Here is a 19,705-nt window from a genome sequence, read left to right as displayed (position 1 = left end):
AAATCGCAAAGCCTCCAATTGAGAAGATTATATATGTTTGTTCGGTCTTTCTTGCGCTAATTTTAGTATTTTAGCAATACACACAAAATGAAGTCAATATGAATAAGTTAACCCTATTAGGCATAATGATGTCTAGCATGTCCGTCATGGCTTATGGCCAAAATTCCCGGTATAAATATAAAGTAGACTTTTATGGAGATACAACACTTGTTGATGAGCGGGATCATACCATAGGTAAGCAGAAGAAAGACTTTTTCGGCAATACCATTATAGTGGATAAAGATGGTAAAACCATTGCAAAGGAAAAAAAAGATTTCTTTGGCAATACGGTATTGGAAAATGAAGGTGGGAAAACCGTGGCTAAACAAAAGAAAGATTTTTCGGGCAATACCATTTTGGAAACTGAAATCGGTGAGAGATTGGTGCCAAAACCATTAAATGGTTTAGTGCCGGGCGATGGGAAAACAGAAGTTAAGATCAGGGAAAAAAATGATATTTTTGGTAATACCATTATTGAAGATGAACATGGTGAGAAGATAAATGTATATAAAACTGATATCTCAGGGAACATGATAATAGAAGACGGTAATGGTAAAACCATAGGAAAGCAGAAAAAGAATTTATTTGGAGAAACCATTGTTGAGGACGAGCATGGAAATGTGTTGGCAAAATACAAAGCAGATGTATTCGGCAATACGGTTATAGAAGATGTTAATGGTAAAAAAGTAGGTGTTTTTAAAACCGATATTTTCGGGAATAAAACTTTTGTTCCGGAACATTAAATTATTATTTTTAATAAGCTGTTTTAAAGTGGGGAATATGTCATTCTTGCGCATGCGGGAACCACGAGGTGTTCAGCGAAGCTAATCTTAATGAACGCAGCATTTATATATTAAATAAGGTCTTCTGATAAATTATTGTAATTCCTAAGGGGTAATTTATTGTATAAAAATCCATATAAATGGACAGATGTTAAAGAAATTGAGTGGTATCGAAGTATCATCATTTTCACCGCAGTCTCCGCATGTACGGGCAGACCTGATCGTAAAGGCTGGAAGAAATCTTTTAAACCAAGTTTTAATAATTCGGTTGAAAAGATCTCTCCATTTCGCTTCGCTACAGTCGAGATGACGATTTTTTTAGGGGAGTCTGTCAATGGTAGCTTGTTGAAGGATCTGCTTTGAATCTCTTTAAGGCGTTTCGATACTTCGTCCAGCTCAGCACAGGCTAAGCTCAAAGAGACAAATTTGATTAAAATACAATTTATGATACAGTATCATGCCGACTTATATGAATGTACTTTATCCTAAAATATTTATTTTAGCCTCATGCTAGATCAAACCTTACTCGAAACCATAAAAACCACCCTTCAAAAAAGTAAAGTAGAAAAATTAGCGGCCATCGCTTCAACTGATGGCTTTTCGGTAAAAGACCTCATCGATCTCAGTTTTTATCATGATCAGCAGATCGGGTTTCGGGCGGCCTGGATTTTGGAGAATGTATTTGTTAACCATCAACAAAAGTTTTTACCTCATGCGCTCTATTTCCTGGAGCAATTTCCGAAACAGAACAACTTATCGGCGTTAAGGCATTACGTTAAGATTTTAGCCCTTATGACCAAAAGAAACGCTTCAATAGCCATCAAAAAAATTATTGACGATTATGATACTGACCATTTGGTGGAGGTTGTTTTTGCCTGGTTAATTGATGATCAGATTCCCGTTGCTGTTAAATCTCATTGTTTAAACATTTTGGCTAATCTAAATGTAAAACACAACTGGATTAAGGAGGAATTGTTGCAGACCATGGATTTTTTGGTAGACAAAGAGAGTATCGGCTTCTTTGCAAAGGTTAAACAGATCAGGAAACAGTTGGCAGTTCGCAGTTGACGGTTTTCAGTTGGCAGTTTTCAGTTGGCAGTTTTCAGCTGGCAGTTATCAATTTACTGTTACAAATTACAAATTACAAATTACCAATGATCAATGACCAATGGCCAATGAACAATAAACCAATGACCAATGACCAATGACCAATGAACAAATGACTAATCAACCATTACTAATTTCAGTTGATTCAAAGTTAAATCTTCAATATTTTAGCCCTAAACCTTACACCTTCAACCCTCAGCCTTATAAAATCTTTCAGCTTTTAGCTATTTTTACCAAATGAGTACTACATACGATATCATCTCAAAAGTTATAAAAGAACGGCGCAGTATTTTTCCTGCAAGCTATATCAAAAAAGAAATTCCGGTTGAAGTCATTAAACAGGTTTTAGAAGCGGCCAATTATGCACCCACACACAAGTTAACCCAGCCCTGGCGTTTTGTGGTGATCAGGAAGGCTGGCCTGGCCAGGCTAGGCGAGGAGCTTGGTAACCTATATAAAAAGGTGGTTTCTCCACAACAGTTTTTACAGAAAAAGTACGATAGTTTTGCTGAAAAAACGAGTCAGGCTGATTGTATTATTGCCATTAATATGAAACTAAGCGGTAAAATACCCGAGTGGGAAGAGTTGGCAGCGGTTTCCTGTGGGGTTCAGAACATGGCTTTAACCGCAGAGAGTTTGAAGGTTGGCGCTTACTGGAGTTCGCCGCCTTTGATTGATCATTTAGGCAGTTTTTTAGATCTGGGTGAAAACGAGAAATGCATCGGCTTATTTTACATGGGGTATCATAACGAAAAACCCTGGACACCAAACCGGACTCCCATGGAAGAAAAAGTGAGGTGGATTGAGGGGTAGTTTTGGTCTTTGGTCTTTAGTCTATAGTCCTTAGTCTGCAGTCCTTAGTCTATGTTCATTAGTCCGGTTAATGATTTGATCGTTCATGGCTATTGTGCTGTGAACCATTGATCATTATTCCCATCCCATCAACCATTTTACATCATCCATATTCCATTTCCATTCCCCATTTTACATCATTTATGTCTGCTTTAAAATCTAAACTTTATCAGCTTTGTCTGACTTTTATCCAAAACAGGATCGAAAATATAGAATATTCGCTGCAACAAGCCAGGCAGGCATCGAATGATGACACCAAAAGCAGTGCTGGCGACAAATACGAAACTACACGAGAAATGATGCAGCAGGATATGGATCGCGACAATAAATTATTGTATGAAGCCGGTCAGCAGAAAATTGCTTTACAACAGATTGAAAGTGTCGCATCAGATCGGTTGGTTAAAAACGGTAGTTTGGTAATCACCTCGGCAGGTAATTTTTATATCAGCATTAGCGCAGGGGAGTTGAATACGGACGGACAAAAATTCTTTGCTGTTTCTCAGGTATCGCCCATTGGCAGGTTTCTGATCGGAAAAGCTGTGGGTGATAGTTTTAAGTTTAATGGCAGGGAATATTTGGTGAAGGATATATTGTAAAAATTCGTCATCTCGACCGGAGCGCAGTCCCGAATATTCGGGAGAGAGATCTATATAGAAAGATTTAGCTTCGCTGCGCCTTCGGGTTCTCGACTTCGTTGCACTCCGCTCGAAATGACGGCAATCTATTATGGCGACCTCTTTAAACTTTGCAAACTACTTTACGCCCATTCGCTTTGCAAAGGCTGGCACCAGATAAGTCCTTACGTCCGAATAAGGAATAAATATTACAATTTGTCCTTGTGCATAACTGGCAACCTCATATGGATTGTACATAAAGGCAATACCATTGGCATTGAAATAGAAGTTATTATTGGGTTTAATAAAATCATCAAAAAGAACGGTGCTTAATGCATCTTTTGCTTTGATATTATATTCCTTACGAAGATTGCGTTCTAAAATGCCTGACAAAACATTTGAATCTATCTTTATGATGTCAGTTAGTGCCAATTGCTTTTTGTTCTGCACATCTAAACAGATCATGCTGCTGTTGTAATTTCCGTGTGCACCGCCAGTGTAAGTATCGGTAAGGAAATCAACCACAACATAACCATTATCATTGTAATTAACCGTTTGCTGACTATTGTCTGTATAATTCATCCAGGCCTCAAATTCACTTCCCCGGCCATCTTTTTGCTGTTCGGCAACCTCGGTTTTATAATCGCTAAAATAGGTAGTTGCCAGATTTTTGAAACCGGTTAAGCGATCGGCCTGTTCCAGACCGAAGATTTTTTTAAGTTCTGAATCAAGCCATTTGCTATTCTCATCGTTGCTCTTGCTTTCAAGATATTGAAAACTGATTTCGGCAGTAGGAGATTTTGTCCGGTCAGCAAATGCTTTAACGGAGTCTCTGTAAATTCCGATGCTGAATGGATAACTGCCTTCCGGATATTTTTCTGTTAAAGCTACCGGATATTTTTTTGTTTTATCACCACTTTCCCATATACCATCAAAACCCTTTCCATTCCATTTTAATTTTAAAAGTGGCGATTTTGAATCCTGATTAAAGTACGATTCGTAAAAATTATACTCTGCCAGCACAATGCTATCTTTGCCGATTACCGTATCAGTTGAAAGGTTAAGCCATGATCCATCATAATAATAGGTGCCACTCACTTCATCATGATCATCAACTCTTTGCAGATGCATAACTACCTTTTTACCTGCAATAGTGCCTTCTAACCTTTTGTAAAAACTCTTTGGAAGCTCTTTTTTAGTCGCATTTATACCATCTGTGGTTGCATTATTGTTGTTCCCGTTTTTAGGGTTATTACAAGCCAGTGTTATCGCTAATCCAAAAAGAAGAAAAACAAAAGAATACTTCATAGTGCAATGATTAAAGGTTTTAATGCTGAGTTATCATCTGGAATATAATTCTTCCGTCTTTTAACCCCGCAACGCTTAATTTTTAATCATTAACCGCTTTGCTTAGATTTTGTTTTATTAAAACTTTTGTTAATGCTATAGTAAAGGTTTTTTGCCGTGTATCTTCCCGGATCAATTATCCTTCTGATGGTGTAAAGCGGATAATTTTCATCTCGGGCTGTCGACAATATAAAGGCTGCCTTAAATCCATATTCCTTTAACTTGTGCAGGGTAGATGATTTGCAAACACCATAAGGGAATGCAAAATATGCTACTTTTTTGCCTGTAATTTCTTCCAGTTTTTTTGTGGGTTCATCAATCTGGGTTTTCCAATCCCCATCAGTAAATTGTGCAAAATTTTTATGGTCGTAGGTATGGCTGGCAATGGTATTTCCCTCGTCAGACAGTTGTTTGATCTGCTCTTTGGTCATGTAATTGATCCGTCCTTTTCTGCCGATCGATACCGTCATGATAAAATAAACTCCTTTAAAGCCATACTTTTTCAGTGTAGCATTGCCAACTGTAAATTGATCTTCATCCGTATCATCAAACGTGATCATGATGGGTTTTTCAGGTAACCTGGCACCATAAACCAGGTAATTATACAATTGATCAGGCAGAATAGAATGGTAGCCGCTATCGGCCAGCATTTTCATGTGTTCTCTGAATTTGTCAGGAGCAATGATATCATCATGTGCTCTTTTGCTGTCGCTGGCGATATTGTTTCTGATCTGGTGATAACACAGAACGGGCACCTCTCTGCGTGCCATAATGGTTTTGTTATCGGCAGGTTTGGTGTTTGCGGAATCTATTTTAACCGTTGCTGTAGCATTTGTAACCGCTACTTTTTCTTTTGAAGCCTTTGAAGGCTGGCAAGACGTTAAAAGTAGCGAAGAAACTGAAGCATAGAGCAGAGCACTTTTGATCATGACTATATTGATTTAAAAGCTATTCTTAATGCTGTTGCTTAAGGTTTTTGGCGACCAGTAGCCACTGGCAATAATCCGGCGGATGGTAAACAACGGATCTTTTTCATCACGTTTGGTTGATAACTGGAAAGCCATTCTGAAACCGCGTTTTTTTAACTCAGGAATGCCTTCTGCATTCCATAAACCAAACGGATAAGCAAATTCGGTCATTTTCTTGCCTGTAATCTCCTCCAGTTTTTTAGTTGGTTTGTCTAGTTGTTCTTCCCAATCCTTACCCGCGTATTTTTTGAAGTTTTTATGGTCGTAAGTGTGGCTACCGATCACATTTCCTTCGTCAGACAGTTGTTTAATCTGCTCTTTCGTCATGTAATCTACAAACTTGCCTTTTCTGCCGATTGAAACGGTCATAATGAAATAAACTGCTTTATAACCCAGTTTTTCTAACGTTGGGCGCACAACGGTAAATTGGTCCATGTCAGTATCATCAAAGGTTAACATAATGGGTTTGCTCGGTAATGGAGCACCGGTATTGAGGTAAGCGTAAAGCTGATCGGGTAAAATGGTATGGTAACCGCTATCGGCCAGCATTTTCATCTGGTCTTTAAAATTCTGGATTTCTACAATATAATCTTTGCCTACCTTGCCATCAGTGGGTTTCCAGTTTCTTACCTGGTGGTAACATAAAATCGGTACTTGTTTTCTGGCCAGGATGGTTTTAGCATCAGCCACTTTTATTTTTGAAACGTCAATGGCAGCAGCTTTGGAATTTTCGCTGGTTTGTGTTGTTTTTCCAGTCGAATCTTTTCCTGTAGCACTGTCTGTTTGTGATTTAGATTGGCAGCTGGCCAATAAGATTGCACCGGCTGTTATTAAGGTTAAAAAGCTGTATTTCATTGTTAGTGTATATGGGTACAAAACTATAAAATCCCTCAATTATTTATCTATCAAAATAAATTGTGTTAATAATTAATTTGAGTGGTAAGAAATTATACTAACTATCGCATTTATTACATATCAAAGCCTGCTTAATATCCTTTAATTAAATAATTTAGCAACTCAAACAAATTTTAATGAAGAAACTCTACAAATTTCTGCTGGGCGCGCAGTTTTTATCCTTAACTGTTGCTGCACAAAATAAAACATTTACCCTAACCGAAAATATTCAGCCACAGCCTAAGGCAAATTATCAGCTCGCTTCGCGGTTTTCGCCAAATAAGCTGAAAAAGATGGTGTATTCCACAGCTGTAGATCCGCATTGGTTAAAATTGAGTAACCGTTTCTGGTATACTTTCGAAAGTCCGAAAGGAAAATTCTGGTATTTGGTAGATCCTGCAGCTAAAAGCAAAAAATTGATGTTTGATAATGCTAAACTTGCTGCAGATATTACGCTGATTGTTCGCGATCCGTTTGATGCCGAACACTTACCCCTGGAAAACTTAAAATTTGCTGCCGACGAAAAAAGTATTTCTTTCGAAATCAAGAGCACGGTTGAAGAACTAAAAAAAGATAGAAAGGATAAAAAAGCCGCAGATTCTATGCAGAAGAAAATATTTTCTTTCAAATATGAACTGGCCAGTGCAAAATTAACCGAGGTGCCAAATTTCAGTAAACCCAAGCCTAAACCATCATGGGGCTCGGTAGCACCCGATTCTTCAGCCATTATCTTTTCCCGCAATTACAATCTGTATTGGATGGATAAAGACAACTACAAAAAAGCAGTTAATAATGAAGAGGATAGTACCATTGTGGAGCATCAGCTTACCAAAGACGGGGTAAAATTTTACTCTTATGGAAGTGACGGCGATGGCGAGAACAATGTGGAGAACGAAAAAAACAATAAGAAACGCCGCGGCGCTTATGTGCTCTGGTCGCCAAATTCTAAATATTTTGTGTTAGACCGCACCGATTCGCGTAAGGTAAAAGACCTTTGGGTAATCAACAGCGTTACACCTGGCCGCCCCACTTTAGAAACTTATAAATACCAGATGCCCGGAGAATCTGAAGCTCCTCAGGATGAAATTTTATTATTCGATTTTGCCGCAAAATCTTATAAAAAACTAAATATATCTGCATTTAAAGATCAAAGTGTATCTGTTTGGAGCAAACCAGCTTTAAATAAAGACCGTGATAACGAATTTCGTCCATCTATCTGGTTAGGTAACAATAACAGGTTCTATTTTTCGCGTACCAGCCGCGATTTAAAACGTATTGATATCGGTACTGTTGATATTGCCACAGGCAAGGTTACCCCATTAATTGATGAACGCTTTAATACCTACGTTGAAGTGAACCGCCCGGGTTTGGTTAATGATGGTAAAGAGCTGATTCATTGGAGTGAACGTGATGGTTGGGCACATTTTTACCTTTTTGATGAAAATGGTAAACTGAAAAATCAGATTACCAAAGGTGCTTTCCACTGTGAAAGTATTGTAAATATTGATGAAAAAAAACGCATACTGTATTTTACGGCCAATGGTAGGGAAGGCAAAGAAGATCCTTATTACTTACATTTATACAGCATCAATTTCGATGGTTCAAATATGAAATTATTAAATGCCGGTGACTTTGATCACCTGGCGAATATGAATGATAACAACACTTTTTTTGTAGATAACTATTCGAGGGTAAATACAGCACCAAAAGCGACGCTTTATGATGGAACGGGCAAAAAAGTAATGGATCTGGAAACAGCCGATCTTTCATTGCTCATGGCAGCGGGTTACAAATTTCCCGAGCCTTTTAAAGTAAAAGCGGATGACGGGATAACTGATCTGTATGGTGTAATGTATAAACCTTTCGATTTTGATCCCAATAAAAAGTATCCAATCATTGAATATGTTTACCCGGGGCCACAAACCGAAGCGGTAAATAAAGCTTTCAGCAAAAGTATGGACCGCACTGAACGTTTGGCTCAATTTGGTTACATCGTAATTACGGTAGGCAACCGCGGCGGAAATCCATCACGCTCTAAATGGTACCATACTTATGGCTATGGAAACCTGCGCGATTATGGTTTAGCGGATAAAAAAACAGCTATTGAGCAACTGGCTGCCAAATATTCATTTATCGACGAATCGAAGGTGGGCATTACCGGTCACTCCGGTGGCGGTTTTATGTCTACCGCGGCCATGCTGGTGTATCCAGATTTCTTTAAAGCGGCGGTTTCAAATGCCGGAAATCATGATAACAGTATTTACAACCGCTGGTGGAGCGAAAAACACCATGGTGTTAAGGAAACCATCTCTTTAAAAGGCGATACTTCTTTTAAATACAGCATCGATAAAAACCCCGATTTGGCGAAAAACCTGAAAGGACATTTGTTATTGATGCATGGTGATGTAGATAACAATGTGCATCCGGCAAACTCTATCCGTGTAGCGAATGCATTAATGAAAGCAGGTAAACGGTTCGATTTCCTGATTATTCCAGGTCAGCGCCATGGTTTTGGAGATATGACCGAGTATGCTTTCTGGAAACTGGCCGATCATTTCAATAAATATTTAATTGGCGATTTTTCTGAACCGAGCGATGTTGATCTGGTAGAAATGGATCGGGATATTGAGCAGAATGGAAAGTAATTAACCACAGATGAAAAGGATAAACACAGATCAGGATTGTTAGCTGTGTTAAGATCCTTTGTTGGACTTAATAATAAAGCCTTGGTTCGTGTCCTCATGAACCTGGTTATTTTAGTAATTGGTGATGCCCTTTGCCGTGGTTCGTGTCCTCACGAACCACTCATCCATTAAATGATTGTCTTAAGAAATCAGCATCTTTTGCAATGATTCGTATCTTCACGGACCATTTGTTTTTAAACATTGTTGTTTTTCGGAAAGCAGGCTTGGGTGGTTCTTGGGCTATTCCAGTCCTGCTATTGCCCATAGTCCCGATAGGAATCTTTTTATATACAATTTTTATTTAAAATCGGGAGCTATCTCGCGCTATCAGATTTACTTCATTTGGGCTTGTGTTTCAAATAAGACTGTTCAACCGCGAAGTTTTTCTCATTCTTTCGCCAAGGTTCTTGTCCTCACGAACCTTATTATTTTTATAATTGGTTAATATCCAAAATAGGCCACCATGCAGCCTTACCCCGCCGTGGTTCGTGTCTTCACGAACCTTTATTACCGCTGCACAGCCAGGCGGCTTTTCTACTTCAAAAATGAAATGCTGCCCTGGCCACTTAGCCCCGGTTGAAGCGATACCCTGCAGCAACGAGGCACGAGGCAGCGAAGCGTATAAGCGTAAAACGGGAAGAAATTAACTGTTTTGCATTGGCTGCGCGCTCCAAACCCAACATTACCAAAACCTGACTTTTGGAGCGTCTGGTCCGTAAACTTTCGATCATCTTTAATTTTAAATAAAAAAAAAGCCTCCCGATTGATCAAATCGGAAGGCTTTTTTAGGTTTTAAGATAATCCTGGTTTTTTGATCTTATTTGTAAAGGTAATTTAAGGCAATTACATCATTTGCGTTGAAAGTACGGTTGCCGCCATTTGAACAGGCCAGCATGAATGATGCTGCATCCGGATTAGCAGGTGTTCCCGGTATTCTTACTGCGCCCACGTTTGATGCGCCCTCATTGCCGGCGCCACTTGAACCACAGCTAAAGGCACGGTTCATGTAATCGGTATGACGGAAACCAATGCAATGGCCAACCTCATGCTGAATTACAGAAGCCAGGTACAATAAATTAGGGTTTGAACCATAGGCTGCTGAATTGGTGTTCATTCTGATCTGATTAAATGGCTGGCCTGATGAAGTCGGGAAACCGGCAGAGCCTAAGGTAATAAAACCACCGCTCGGACCTTCATTAAAACCTACAACATTAATGTTTCCGGTTGTACCGGCACTGGCTCTTTGGAAAGTGATGCGTAAACCCAGCGAGTTGTATCTCGAAATCATGGTGTTCACCGCATCGCTATATACCTGAGGCAGGTTGGTTACCGATACCGTAATTACACGTGGCAACGATTTTACAATGTTTGTGGTTCTGTACTGTTCTGTTTCGGCGATATTTAGATTTGCCCCGGCAGAAGGCTCAACTAAATTGTCGTCGGTTAAAAGAATATCTCCCTCTACCAGATAGCCTTCATCTGTTTTACGGATATTGTCAGTACTGAAACCGAGTGATTTGATCTGTGATAATTTGCTTGCAGAAATTTCGCTCTTATTTTCTACAGCATTTTCTGTATTATTACTTTTACAAGAGTATAGGTTTGTGAGTAGAATGCAGGCGGCTGCAATCGATAAAAAGTTGGTTGTTTTCATCTTAGTTAGAATAAAATTAGTTTAGGTTGAATAAGTTAGTTAATAATATTTGCGGATTACCTTATAAATCCTAATTTAGGGAAGATATATCATGTAACCAAAATTTTATAATAAAATATTTTTTGAAAGTCATTACTGTATTTTTAGTTTTATGTTTTTGTCTGTCTGTTTTTAGTTTAAACGCACAGATACAACCTAGTGGAATAGATAAAAAAAATGAAAAATATATTTCAAAAACGGGTAGTGTTACAAAATTAAGTGATGATCAGTCTATTTTGGTAAGATTTAAACAGGTGTTAACAGCTGAAGAAATTCAGCGGTTAAAGCCCCAAAAAATCCTCTCTGGTGATCATTTTATCGTCGAAAAATCGAGTGTTTCTAACGTTTCCAACAGTATCATTGATCAGGAACAAGCTAACGGGCTCTGGAAAGTTAGTGACAGACTGATGAAAGTGCTCAATAAAAGCAGTAAAAAGAATGATTCTATCCTGGTTCGGTTAGCCTTTAAAAATGTAAATCCGCTACCAGTGGCGCTGGCAGGTGTAAAAATAAAATCAATCGATAACATCAATCACATCTGTACAGCCTACCTCTCGCCAAAAGATTTAATGTTTTTGCTGGAGCTTGGTGATCTCTTATATGCAGATGTTTTGCCTGTAGCTAAGGAAGAGGTTGTAATCAACGGTCTCGACCTTAGCCTTAACCAGATCTCTAACGCCCGAAACCTTTATCCAGGTATTGATGGTGTTGGTATAAATGTGTCCTTTAAAGAAGGAATGTATGATGCTGCTGATCTTGACTTAATGGGGAAAACCGTTGTGGGAGCCACTATTGGTAAAACGCCAACTACTCATGCTACCATTATGGCTACCCTGGCTTTAGGGAATGGTAATTCCTTTATCCGTGGACTCGGTGCAGCACCAAAGGCCAGACTGGCCTATTCTGATTTTACGAATTTAATGCCCGATCTGGCTACCGATTTAAAAAAGCTTCGGGTTAATGTTCAAAATCATTCTTATGGGACCGATATCGATAACGATTATGGAATGGAGGCTGCGGCATACGATAAACAGATTTTTGAAACCGACACCTTGATCCATGTTTTCTCGGCTGGAAATAAAGGTACTGCCACACCATCTGCAGGGTTTTATCAGGGTATCGCAGCACGTGCCAACTTAACCGGCAATTTCAAGCAGGCCAAAAATTTATTGGTGATAGGAGGGATTAACAGAGAAAATATGGCTGAAAACCTGAGCAGCAAGGGGCCTGCTTACGATGGACGTGTAAAACCTGAATTGGTTGCCCTGGGCGAAGACGGAACATCGGGGGCTGCAGCCATTACCAGTGGATCTGTTGCTTTGGTAGAACAGTTTTACCAGCAGAAATATAAAAAAGCGGCATCTGCTTCGCTCATCAGGGCAACCTTAATCAACTCTGCTGATGATTTAGGTACTGCACAGGTCGATTTTGTGTATGGGTACGGAAAATTAAATGTGAGCCAGTCGTTAAAAACATTGGACGAAAACAGGGCATCACTATATCAGGTAGCCAAAAACCAGGATTTAATGATCCCCTTAACTATTCCCGCTAATGTGGAGGAAGTAAAGCTGACCATCGCCTGGAATGATCCTCCTGCTATTGTAAATGCTGCACAAAGCCTGGTTAATGGATTGGATTTAAGCCTGGAAACACCCGCAGGCAATTTGATGCTGCCCTGGGTATTAAGCAGCTTTCCTCATTTAGATTCCCTTGCAAAACCAGCGGTGCGTAAGGCCGATCCTCTCAATAACGTTCAACAGGTTACGCTCAATCAACCATCCGCTGGTACTTATACTATTCATGTTAAAGGTAATCGGATTAAACAGGGCAATAATCAACCTTTCGCATTGGCTTATCGTTACACCTTCAAAAATGATTTTTCCTTTGTTAGTCCTGTGAAAAACGAATATTTTTTTGCTAATGAAGATAACTATATCCGATGGGAAAATACATACACGAGTAAAACCGGAAACCTGTCAGTGAGCTATGACGAAGGTAATACCTGGAAATCTATTGCCGCCGGTGTTGCTTTAAGTAAAGGATTTTACCACTGGATTCCATCAAACCTGTTTGTTAAAGCCATGGTAAAAATGGAAGTGGAAGGTAAGGAAATATTGAGTCAACCCTTTGTTATTTCAAGTCCGAGGGTATTAAAAGTTGGCTATGCTTGTAAAGATGGTCTGGTACTCAGCTGGAATGCACAGCCCGGAGCAAAGGACTATACATTGTATAATATCACAGATAATATCCTTTCGCCGGTTTTAACGCTTGCTGATACCATAGTTAAGCTGGATGCCGGCAAAATCAATAGTAATTACTTTGCCGTGGCGGCAAATGGTGTAGGTTTTACGGGTTTAAAAAGTTATACCATCGATTATACCCAACAGGGCATTGCCTGTTACGTGAGAAATTTGTTTGCTTCGTTAACCGATGATAAACGGGTAAAAATTGAACTGAGTGTGGGTACCACTTTGGATATAAAGAACATCATCTGGGAAAAACAGACCGGACCAAATACTTTTAGTGTTTTACAGCAAACCAGGCCCGTTTCAAATCAGCTGGATTATACGGTTTTTGACGATAAGCCAAAAACTGGAATCCAGTTTTACCGCGTTACGTTCGAAACGGCCAGCGGTCAGGTACAGAGCGATCTCGTATCGGTAGTGTACCTGAAAGAGAATGAATTTTCATTCTTTCCTAATCCGGTATCTGATTATTTAACGATTCTGAGCGGATCATTTGAAGATTACAGCCTGTCTATCTTTAACATGTTAGGTCAGAAAGTTTTTGAAGAAAAAGCCACCAGTTCGAATAAATTTGCACTTAATGCTTTGTCAACAGGGGTGTATGTGGGTGTGATCAATAAAAATGGGCAACAACTGAAAAAATTTAAGCTGATTAAGAAGTAATTAATGGTAAAACTTGCTTTCGGTCAAACCCTAATAATCCGCATGTAACAAATTAAGAAGAGCCACGCTAAGCTGCTAGCCAAGATTAGTGAAATCTTAGCCTACATGGGTGCTGATATTTTTTACTACATTAGCGATAAACCAAATCAACTTTCTTAATGACTCTCCAAATCAAATCAGTAATAATTGTAGTCCTTTCCTGCTTTCTTGCCATCAATGGCTATTCGCAGTTACCTCAAACCGCTCAAAGTATAATATCGGCTTCAAAAAATATAATTAAAATTTATAACAAGGACACACCTAAAGCCAATCATGTAGTTAAGGTGGTGTATTTTTATGGAAAAGGCCAAAAGCTATCCGCTAACTGGGAAGAGCGCTTAAACCGCGTATTGAGCGCTGTGAGTGATTTTTACAGAGACGAGTTCCAGCGTTATGGAATAAAATCTGATGGCGTAAACTTTGAGAAATCAGGGAATAAATATATGCTCACTGCAGTTGAAGGAGATTTCGATTCAAAAAGCTATAATGTCAATTCCGCTAATCAGCTGCAAGCGGAAGTATCGAACAAAGCAGGTGGCAAAATTGATTTTTACAAAGATCATGTGCTGATCGTAACCGGGTTATATTATAGGAAAGATAGTACAACCTATGTTTTTGACTCGCCCTATATGGGCATTGGTTCATCAGTTAACGGAGTAAGCTTTGCCGCCGATTGCCCACTGCTCGATCCAAAGTTGCTAACGGATAAGGTGAACCGGATTAAGTATGCTGAACCCGGCAGGGCCGACAGGGAGTGCAGTGTAGCGGAGTTTAACAGCTGGTATATAGGGGGTATTGCTCACGAAATGGGGCACATGTTTGGCCTGCATCACGATTTTGGTCATCCATCCGAATTGAAGCCCTCATCAATATCCTTAATGGGAGAGTATGGAAGCCGCCATTTTAAGGGAAGCGTTTGGGGCGATACCCAGACTTCTTATATTTCAGCCGCCGGAATATTGCAGCTGCTCAGTCACCCCGTGTTTACCGGATATGCTAAATACAATAAGACTGATACACAACTGTCATTAAATAACATTTCTTGCAGCTATACCGATAAGGGCATCCTATTGAAAGCCGGTATTGCCGGTAATTTAACCCCTTATGCCCTTTCAGTGCTGATTAGTCCTTTGAATGAGACAGAATATTTCAATGAAAGTACTATTTACCCTGTTAACAGTACTGGATCGATCGCTGTACCGTTAAAAAAATGGAAAGAAGGGAACTACCGGATGTATTTGATCTTTATGCTTCCTAATGGGATGGTGTATCCTTTTTACAAACTTTTTATGGTGGGGCGTAACCATGCAGAGGTGGTGGAAATTCCAACAGGAAAGGCATTAGATGTCAACGAACTTTATAGCCGGTTATCCGTAATGCAGAAGACCGGGGAAATAAAGAAAAAGCTTAGCATACTTGAAAGTGTGATTAATCCCATTCCGCCTGTCGATCCTGCAACGTATAAAGGAGATAGTCTTTACCTTTCAGACGCGAAGTGGGAGCTTGCCAGCGTGGGTTGGGAAAAACCTGCACGTAATTATTTTACTACCGAGTCGGAATATGTTTTTTTTCTTGCTAACCAGGGTCAGATTTATGAAAAGGGATTATTTGCCCATTCACCGTCTGTTTATTCGTTCCTGTTAAATAAAAAATGGACAAGGTTTTCCGCTATTGTAGGTTTGAGAGATTATGCCCACCAGCAAGGCTCGGCAAGATTTACCATTATCGGCGATGGTAAAGAGCTTTACCGGTCGCCGGCGTTAAGAGTTGGAGAGCAGAACCGGATAGATATCAGCATTGAGAATATAAATAAAATCGAGCTGCGCGCCGAAGGAACAGAAGGGCATAACCACAATTCATGGGCCATCTGGCTTAATCCACTGCTTAACCGGTAAGCGGTTATTGCTGATTCACCAAACGGATCGGGGATCATCATCACCTTTGAACCCGATCAAAAGTAGATGATTGCTATTACTTTCATTTAATTCTAACCTGTTTTTGCCTGGAATACTTATCAGAATGAAACCATTCCGGAACAGATGGACGGACGGGCACCAAGTTCTCCTCTGCCAGATCAGCAAAAAAATCAGGTTCATTTTACCGTATGGTACAACAAACAAAAAGCGTCACGATTCAACATCGTGACGCTCTCTGAAAAAAAGTCATTTATTAATTGCCTCCCGGGGGAGAATTAATTAAAAGTAGAACTGAACACCCAATCTTGGTGCAAAAGTATCAGCGTTTAAGCCAAATGTATTGGTTTTAGCTTTAGCACCGGTTCCTTCAGCTTTAACAGTATAATTGTCGTAGCTTAAACCTCTAACTGAAAGTTCAATACCGATTTTTTTGGTTGGGAAGAAAGCAAAACCTGGAGCAAGTTCTACGCCGATATTGGTGGTAGTACCTAATTTAACCGCGTTATCACCATTGGCATCAGTTGCTTTTAACTCACCAAAAGCCAAAGGCACTGATAATTGTCCGAAGAATTTAAACTGGTCTGATAAACCTACATAATAACGTCCGAAAGGGGCAACTTTAAAAGCGCCAGTCTGTGTTCTGTTGCTTACTTTTTTATCGTATTCGTAACCAACACCTGTACCAATTGCAAAGTTGTTGCCAACAAAATAGCCAACACTAGGTACTATGCTGAAGTTGAAATCTGCTTTCGGAGCGCCATCAACTTTTGTAGAATTTACACCTACATTACCACCTAACATAAAATTTCCTTTTTCAGTTTGTGCCTGTGCACCATAAACTAAACCAGCTACTGCTACTAAAGATAATAATAATTTTTTCATCTTTTTTATGATTTATTTGTTATAAAAATATAGTCAATTTTACTATTTTAATTTCTGACTATATTTGCCTAAAAGTCAACACTTATGCCAAAAAGCTTTGTTAAAGTCATCAAAAAATCAGTTTTTGGGTAACTTGTTAGCTGACAAACAGATGTAAATTCAGTGTTAATTCAATATTATTTTCGTGTGACGAAAAATCAATCGATTGATTAGTTTTTTAGGTATGACAAATTGACAATCTGACTTTTTTTGTAGAAATGTCAGATATTAAGGTGGCAGAAATGGCAGGTTTTGAAGTAACTTGTAAGGTTTAGTTAAACCTTACAAGCCGAAATGAGGTTATCTATTTTCTTTTGGATAATGGAGATGGTTTTATCATCATTTAAATTCCCATCCGCGTCAAATTTATTTTGAGCCTGGGCAATCAAAACTTCTGGCTGTAAAACCGGATTCATATTTAAAAAAGTAAAAACAGGTAAAAATGCAGCTTGCATCCTAACTGTGCCCCACATGCCCTGCGTTGCACCCATCAGGGCAACCGGTTTGTGCATCAATGGAGAGTCCTTTCCACGGCTGGCCCAGTCAATTGCATTTTTTAATCCCCCGGGAATGGAATAATTATATTCAGGAGAAACCATAATAAAAGCATCTGCGGTAGCCAGGGCATCCCTGAATTTTACCACACTTGCTGGTCTTTCTTCAACCTCCGGCAGATCATGGTCTGCATTGTAAACCGGAACATCATCATATGCAACAATTTCGAATTCGATACCTTCAGGAATTAAACTACCTGCAAGGTTAAGCAACATGGCATTATAAGAGCCTTTACGTAAGCTTCCGCACAACCCAATAATTTTTTTGTTTTTTTCCATAGCTATAAAACGAAAACTTTACTAAAATGTTTGTTTTTTGCAAGGGCAACCGCTAAGCTATAAAAAAATATTATCCCTAATTTTGGCACATAAGCTACCCGTTATGACTGAAAATACATCTACTACCGCCATCATCGAAAAAACCGTTTTCCCGATACTTTTTGCCTTAAGTTTTTCGCATCTGTTAAATGATACCATCCAATCGTTAATTCCTGCAATTTATCCCATCATTAAAAACAGCTATCGCTTAAGTTTTTCGCAGATTGGGCTCATTACCTTAACCTTTCAATTGGCCGCATCACTGTTACAGCCTTTTGTGGGTTTATACACCGATAAAAAACCTCAGCCATATTCATTGGCGATAGGTATGGGGTTTACCCTGCTTGGTTTGATTTCGCTTTCGCTATCCGGCCATTTTTACACCATATTAATTTCCGTTTCTTTTATCGGCATCGGTTCATCGGTATTTCATCCCGAAGCCTCAAGGATGGCACATGCTGCATCTGGAGGGAAGAGGGGACTGGCACAATCGGTTTTTCAGCTGGGCGGTAATGCAGGCAGTGCTTTGGGTCCGCTATTGGCCGCCTGGATTATTGTGCCTTATGGGCAGATCAGCGTCATCTGGTTTTCGGTTATTGCGCTTTTAGCCATTGTTATTTTAACCTATGTTGGCAATTGGTATAGGGGCTTTATGCTTTCGAGAAGTAAAAAGATCAATATTCAAACCGTTGTGAATCAATTTTCAAGAGGAAAGGTGATCTTCTCAGTGTGTATTTTACTGTTATTGATCTTTTCGAAATATTTTTATATGGCGAGTTTAACGAATTATTTTACCTTTTACCTGATCGATAAATTTAAGGTTTCCGTGCAAACCTCACAGCTTTATTTGTTTGTTTTCCTATTCTCGGTAGCTGCCGGAACGTTACTGGGCGGACCAATAGGAGATAAGATAGGACGAAAATATGTCATTTGGGTATCGATATTGGGTACCGCTCCATTTGCTTTGTTGCTTCCACATGCCAGTTTGTTTTGGATTGGGGTCCTTATTGTTCCTATCGGGATGATTCTGGCCTCTGCTTTTTCTGCCATATTGGTTTATGCACAGGAATTGATTCCCGGAAAGGTAGGTTTGGTTGCAGGTTTGTTTTTTGGCTTTGCCTTTGGTATGGGGGGCATCGGATCGGCCTTACTGGGTAAACTGGCAGATTCAACCAGTATCGGATATGTATTTAACGTTTGTGCGTTTCTGCCTTTAATCGGTTTATTAACCGGTTTCTTACCGAATATAGAAACAAAGAAGAAATAAAAAATAGTGCCGTCTTTATTAGAGATGGCACTATCTGATTTAAAAATGTAAGTTAACCCCAATACCTGGGGTGAAAGAACTAAAGCCAAATATAAATGTTTCATTACTTAAGGCTTGAGAATTTAAATTTACACCATCATCTTTAATGTTTTGTTTACTGTAAGCAAGTAAAGGAAAAGAAAGCTCAACAGCCCATTTTTTAGTAGGGAAGAATGCAAAGCCAGGATCGATAGAGGCCTGATAATTGGTGTTTTTATAATGGGTGGTTTCAGTAACATAATTTCCTGATAACATTAGGTTATACGTGCTTTTTCCAAAAGCCATTCCAACATTTGCCTGGCCGAAGAATTTAAATTTATCAACAATATCTACGTAATACCTTAAATATGGAACAACATTAAAGGAGTGACTTTTACTAACTGAATTAATGAATTGTGGACTGCCACTTCCCAGAAAATATGTTGATTGGGATTCCGCCTTATTTCCGCCATATCCAATCTGTAGGCCCAGAGCCAGGTTTTTTCCAAAAAAATGGCCGAAACGCGGTGCAATATTATACGATTTTGAATTACCGGTAGAAAAAGTATTGGTAGAATTTAATGGCTCCTGTTTGTTATGGCTAAATCCAATAGAACCACCGATTAAATTGTCTCCTTTTTCTGTTTGGGCATTAGCACCAATAGTGATAGCGCATATTGCTACCAGCGTTAATAATTGTTTTTTCATTTGTGTTTTTTTTATGTATCCAATGATAACCAAAAACCCGAAATAAAACTATGATGTTAGTTATTTTGTGTGTAA

15 protein-coding genes are annotated in these 19,705 nt (G+C 39.2%); 8 read left to right on the top strand and 7 right to left on the bottom strand.

Annotated features, from left to right (window positions below; genetic code table 11):
* Positions 1–98 precede the first annotated feature (98 nt).
* The 4 genes from BM107_RS23080 (at position 99) to BM107_RS23065 (ending at position 3,376) form a co-directional block, all read left to right on the top strand.
* Positions 99–782, top strand: coding sequence for a hypothetical protein (locus tag BM107_RS23080; RefSeq protein WP_134203287.1), 684 nt, complete (start codon positions 99–101; stop codon positions 780–782).
* A gap of 546 nt (positions 783–1,328) precedes the next feature.
* The gene (locus tag BM107_RS23075) at positions 1,329–1,889 is read left to right on the top strand and encodes a hypothetical protein (RefSeq protein ID WP_090987790.1); all 561 of its coding nucleotides are present in this window, start codon (positions 1,329–1,331) and stop codon (positions 1,887–1,889) included.
* Between the two features lie 276 nt (positions 1,890–2,165).
* Positions 2,166–2,741 (top strand): nitroreductase family protein, encoded by a 576-nt coding sequence (locus BM107_RS23070; RefSeq protein WP_090987788.1) that lies wholly within the window; start codon positions 2,166–2,168, stop codon positions 2,739–2,741.
* 182 nt (positions 2,742–2,923) lie between these two features.
* Complete coding sequence (locus tag BM107_RS23065; protein ID WP_090987786.1) at positions 2,924–3,376, top strand: 3-oxoacyl-ACP synthase; 453 nt, start codon at positions 2,924–2,926, stop codon at positions 3,374–3,376.
* 156 nt (positions 3,377–3,532) lie between these two features.
* On the opposite strand, the gene BM107_RS23060 is transcribed toward BM107_RS23065, so the two are convergent.
* The 3 genes from BM107_RS23060 to BM107_RS23050 all read right to left on the bottom strand — a co-directional run bounded on the left by BM107_RS23060 (position 3,533) and on the right by BM107_RS23050 (position 6,564).
* Positions 3,533–4,702, bottom strand: a complete 1,170-nt coding sequence (locus tag BM107_RS23060) for a DUF3298 and DUF4163 domain-containing protein (protein WP_090987784.1) — start codon at positions 4,700–4,702, stop codon at positions 3,533–3,535.
* 89 nt (positions 4,703–4,791) lie between these two features.
* Positions 4,792–5,670, bottom strand: coding sequence for a polysaccharide deacetylase family protein (locus BM107_RS23055; RefSeq protein WP_090987782.1), 879 nt, complete (start codon positions 5,668–5,670; stop codon positions 4,792–4,794).
* A 12-nt stretch (positions 5,671–5,682) separates the two neighbouring features.
* Complete coding sequence (locus tag BM107_RS23050; RefSeq protein WP_090987780.1) at positions 5,683–6,564, bottom strand: polysaccharide deacetylase family protein; 882 nt, start codon at positions 6,562–6,564, stop codon at positions 5,683–5,685.
* A 176-nt stretch (positions 6,565–6,740) separates the two neighbouring features.
* Between BM107_RS23050 and BM107_RS23045 the strand changes: the two genes are divergently transcribed.
* Positions 6,741–9,248 (top strand): S9 family peptidase, encoded by a 2,508-nt coding sequence (locus BM107_RS23045; RefSeq protein WP_090987778.1) that lies wholly within the window; start codon positions 6,741–6,743, stop codon positions 9,246–9,248.
* Between the two features lie 856 nt (positions 9,249–10,104).
* Here the strand turns inward: BM107_RS23045 and BM107_RS23035 are convergent.
* Positions 10,105–10,941 (bottom strand): M57 family metalloprotease, encoded by an 837-nt coding sequence (locus BM107_RS23035; protein WP_090987774.1) that lies wholly within the window; start codon positions 10,939–10,941, stop codon positions 10,105–10,107.
* Between the two features lie 293 nt (positions 10,942–11,234).
* On the opposite strand from BM107_RS23035, the gene BM107_RS23030 reads away from it, so the two are divergent.
* Together BM107_RS23030 and BM107_RS23025 are read left to right on the top strand one after the other, a co-directional pair.
* Positions 11,235–13,889 (top strand): S8 family serine peptidase, encoded by a 2,655-nt coding sequence (locus BM107_RS23030; RefSeq protein WP_159435306.1) that lies wholly within the window; start codon positions 11,235–11,237, stop codon positions 13,887–13,889.
* Between the two features lie 158 nt (positions 13,890–14,047).
* Complete coding sequence (locus BM107_RS23025; protein ID WP_090987770.1) at positions 14,048–15,823, top strand: NPCBM/NEW2 domain-containing protein; 1,776 nt, start codon at positions 14,048–14,050, stop codon at positions 15,821–15,823.
* A gap of 300 nt (positions 15,824–16,123) precedes the next feature.
* Here BM107_RS23025 and BM107_RS23020 read toward each other — a convergent pair whose 3' ends face one another.
* Both BM107_RS23020 and BM107_RS23015 read right to left on the bottom strand, forming a co-directional pair.
* A complete protein-coding gene (locus BM107_RS23020; protein ID WP_090987768.1) occupies positions 16,124–16,726 on the bottom strand; it encodes an outer membrane beta-barrel protein in 603 nt (200 codons plus the stop codon).
* A gap of 314 nt (positions 16,727–17,040) precedes the next feature.
* Positions 17,041–17,598, bottom strand: a complete 558-nt coding sequence (locus BM107_RS23015; protein WP_090987766.1) for an NADPH-dependent FMN reductase — start codon at positions 17,596–17,598, stop codon at positions 17,041–17,043.
* 103 nt (positions 17,599–17,701) lie between these two features.
* On the opposite strand from BM107_RS23015, the gene BM107_RS23010 reads away from it, so the two are divergent.
* Positions 17,702–18,904, top strand: coding sequence for an MFS transporter (locus tag BM107_RS23010; protein WP_090987764.1), 1,203 nt, complete (start codon positions 17,702–17,704; stop codon positions 18,902–18,904).
* 39 nt (positions 18,905–18,943) lie between these two features.
* Here BM107_RS23010 and BM107_RS23005 read toward each other — a convergent pair whose 3' ends face one another.
* Positions 18,944–19,630: an outer membrane beta-barrel protein gene (locus BM107_RS23005; RefSeq protein ID WP_090987761.1), complete on the bottom strand. Its 687-nt coding sequence runs from the start codon at positions 19,628–19,630 to the stop codon at positions 18,944–18,946.
* Positions 19,631–19,705: the final 75 nt, after the last annotated feature.

Origin of the sequence: Pedobacter suwonensis, assembly GCF_900111825.1 — a bacterium.
GTDB classification, from domain to species: domain Bacteria; phylum Bacteroidota; class Bacteroidia; order Sphingobacteriales; family Sphingobacteriaceae; genus Pedobacter; species Pedobacter suwonensis.
The sequence above is the reverse complement of the archived record's forward strand: the minus strand, read 5'-3'. Positions and strand labels throughout refer to the sequence as shown.

What these genes read in the sequence shown, in the direction of transcription:
- BM107_RS23080 (WP_134203287.1), top strand. Translation starts at nt 99, where the DNA reads ATGAATAAGTTAACCCTATTAGGCATAATGATGTCTAGCATGTCCGTC.
- BM107_RS23075 (WP_090987790.1), top strand. Translation starts at nt 1,329, where the DNA reads ATGCTAGATCAAACCTTACTCGAAACCATAAAAACCACCCTTCAAAAA.
- BM107_RS23070 (WP_090987788.1), top strand. Translation starts at nt 2,166, where the DNA reads ATGAGTACTACATACGATATCATCTCAAAAGTTATAAAAGAACGGCGC.
- BM107_RS23065 (WP_090987786.1), top strand. Translation starts at nt 2,924, where the DNA reads ATGTCTGCTTTAAAATCTAAACTTTATCAGCTTTGTCTGACTTTTATC.
- BM107_RS23060 (WP_090987784.1), bottom strand. Translation starts at nt 4,702, where the DNA reads ATGAAGTATTCTTTTGTTTTTCTTCTTTTTGGATTAGCGATAACACTG.
- BM107_RS23055 (WP_090987782.1), bottom strand. Translation starts at nt 5,670, where the DNA reads ATGATCAAAAGTGCTCTGCTCTATGCTTCAGTTTCTTCGCTACTTTTA.
- BM107_RS23050 (WP_090987780.1), bottom strand. Translation starts at nt 6,564, where the DNA reads ATGAAATACAGCTTTTTAACCTTAATAACAGCCGGTGCAATCTTATTG.
- BM107_RS23045 (WP_090987778.1), top strand. Translation starts at nt 6,741, where the DNA reads ATGAAGAAACTCTACAAATTTCTGCTGGGCGCGCAGTTTTTATCCTTA.
- BM107_RS23035 (WP_090987774.1), bottom strand. Translation starts at nt 10,941, where the DNA reads ATGAAAACAACCAACTTTTTATCGATTGCAGCCGCCTGCATTCTACTC.
- BM107_RS23025 (WP_090987770.1), top strand. Translation starts at nt 14,048, where the DNA reads ATGACTCTCCAAATCAAATCAGTAATAATTGTAGTCCTTTCCTGCTTT.
- BM107_RS23020 (WP_090987768.1), bottom strand. Translation starts at nt 16,726, where the DNA reads ATGAAAAAATTATTATTATCTTTAGTAGCAGTAGCTGGTTTAGTTTAT.
- BM107_RS23015 (WP_090987766.1), bottom strand. Translation starts at nt 17,598, where the DNA reads ATGGAAAAAAACAAAAAAATTATTGGGTTGTGCGGAAGCTTACGTAAA.
- BM107_RS23010 (WP_090987764.1), top strand. Translation starts at nt 17,702, where the DNA reads ATGACTGAAAATACATCTACTACCGCCATCATCGAAAAAACCGTTTTC.
- BM107_RS23005 (WP_090987761.1), bottom strand. Translation starts at nt 19,630, where the DNA reads ATGAAAAAACAATTATTAACGCTGGTAGCAATATGCGCTATCACTATT.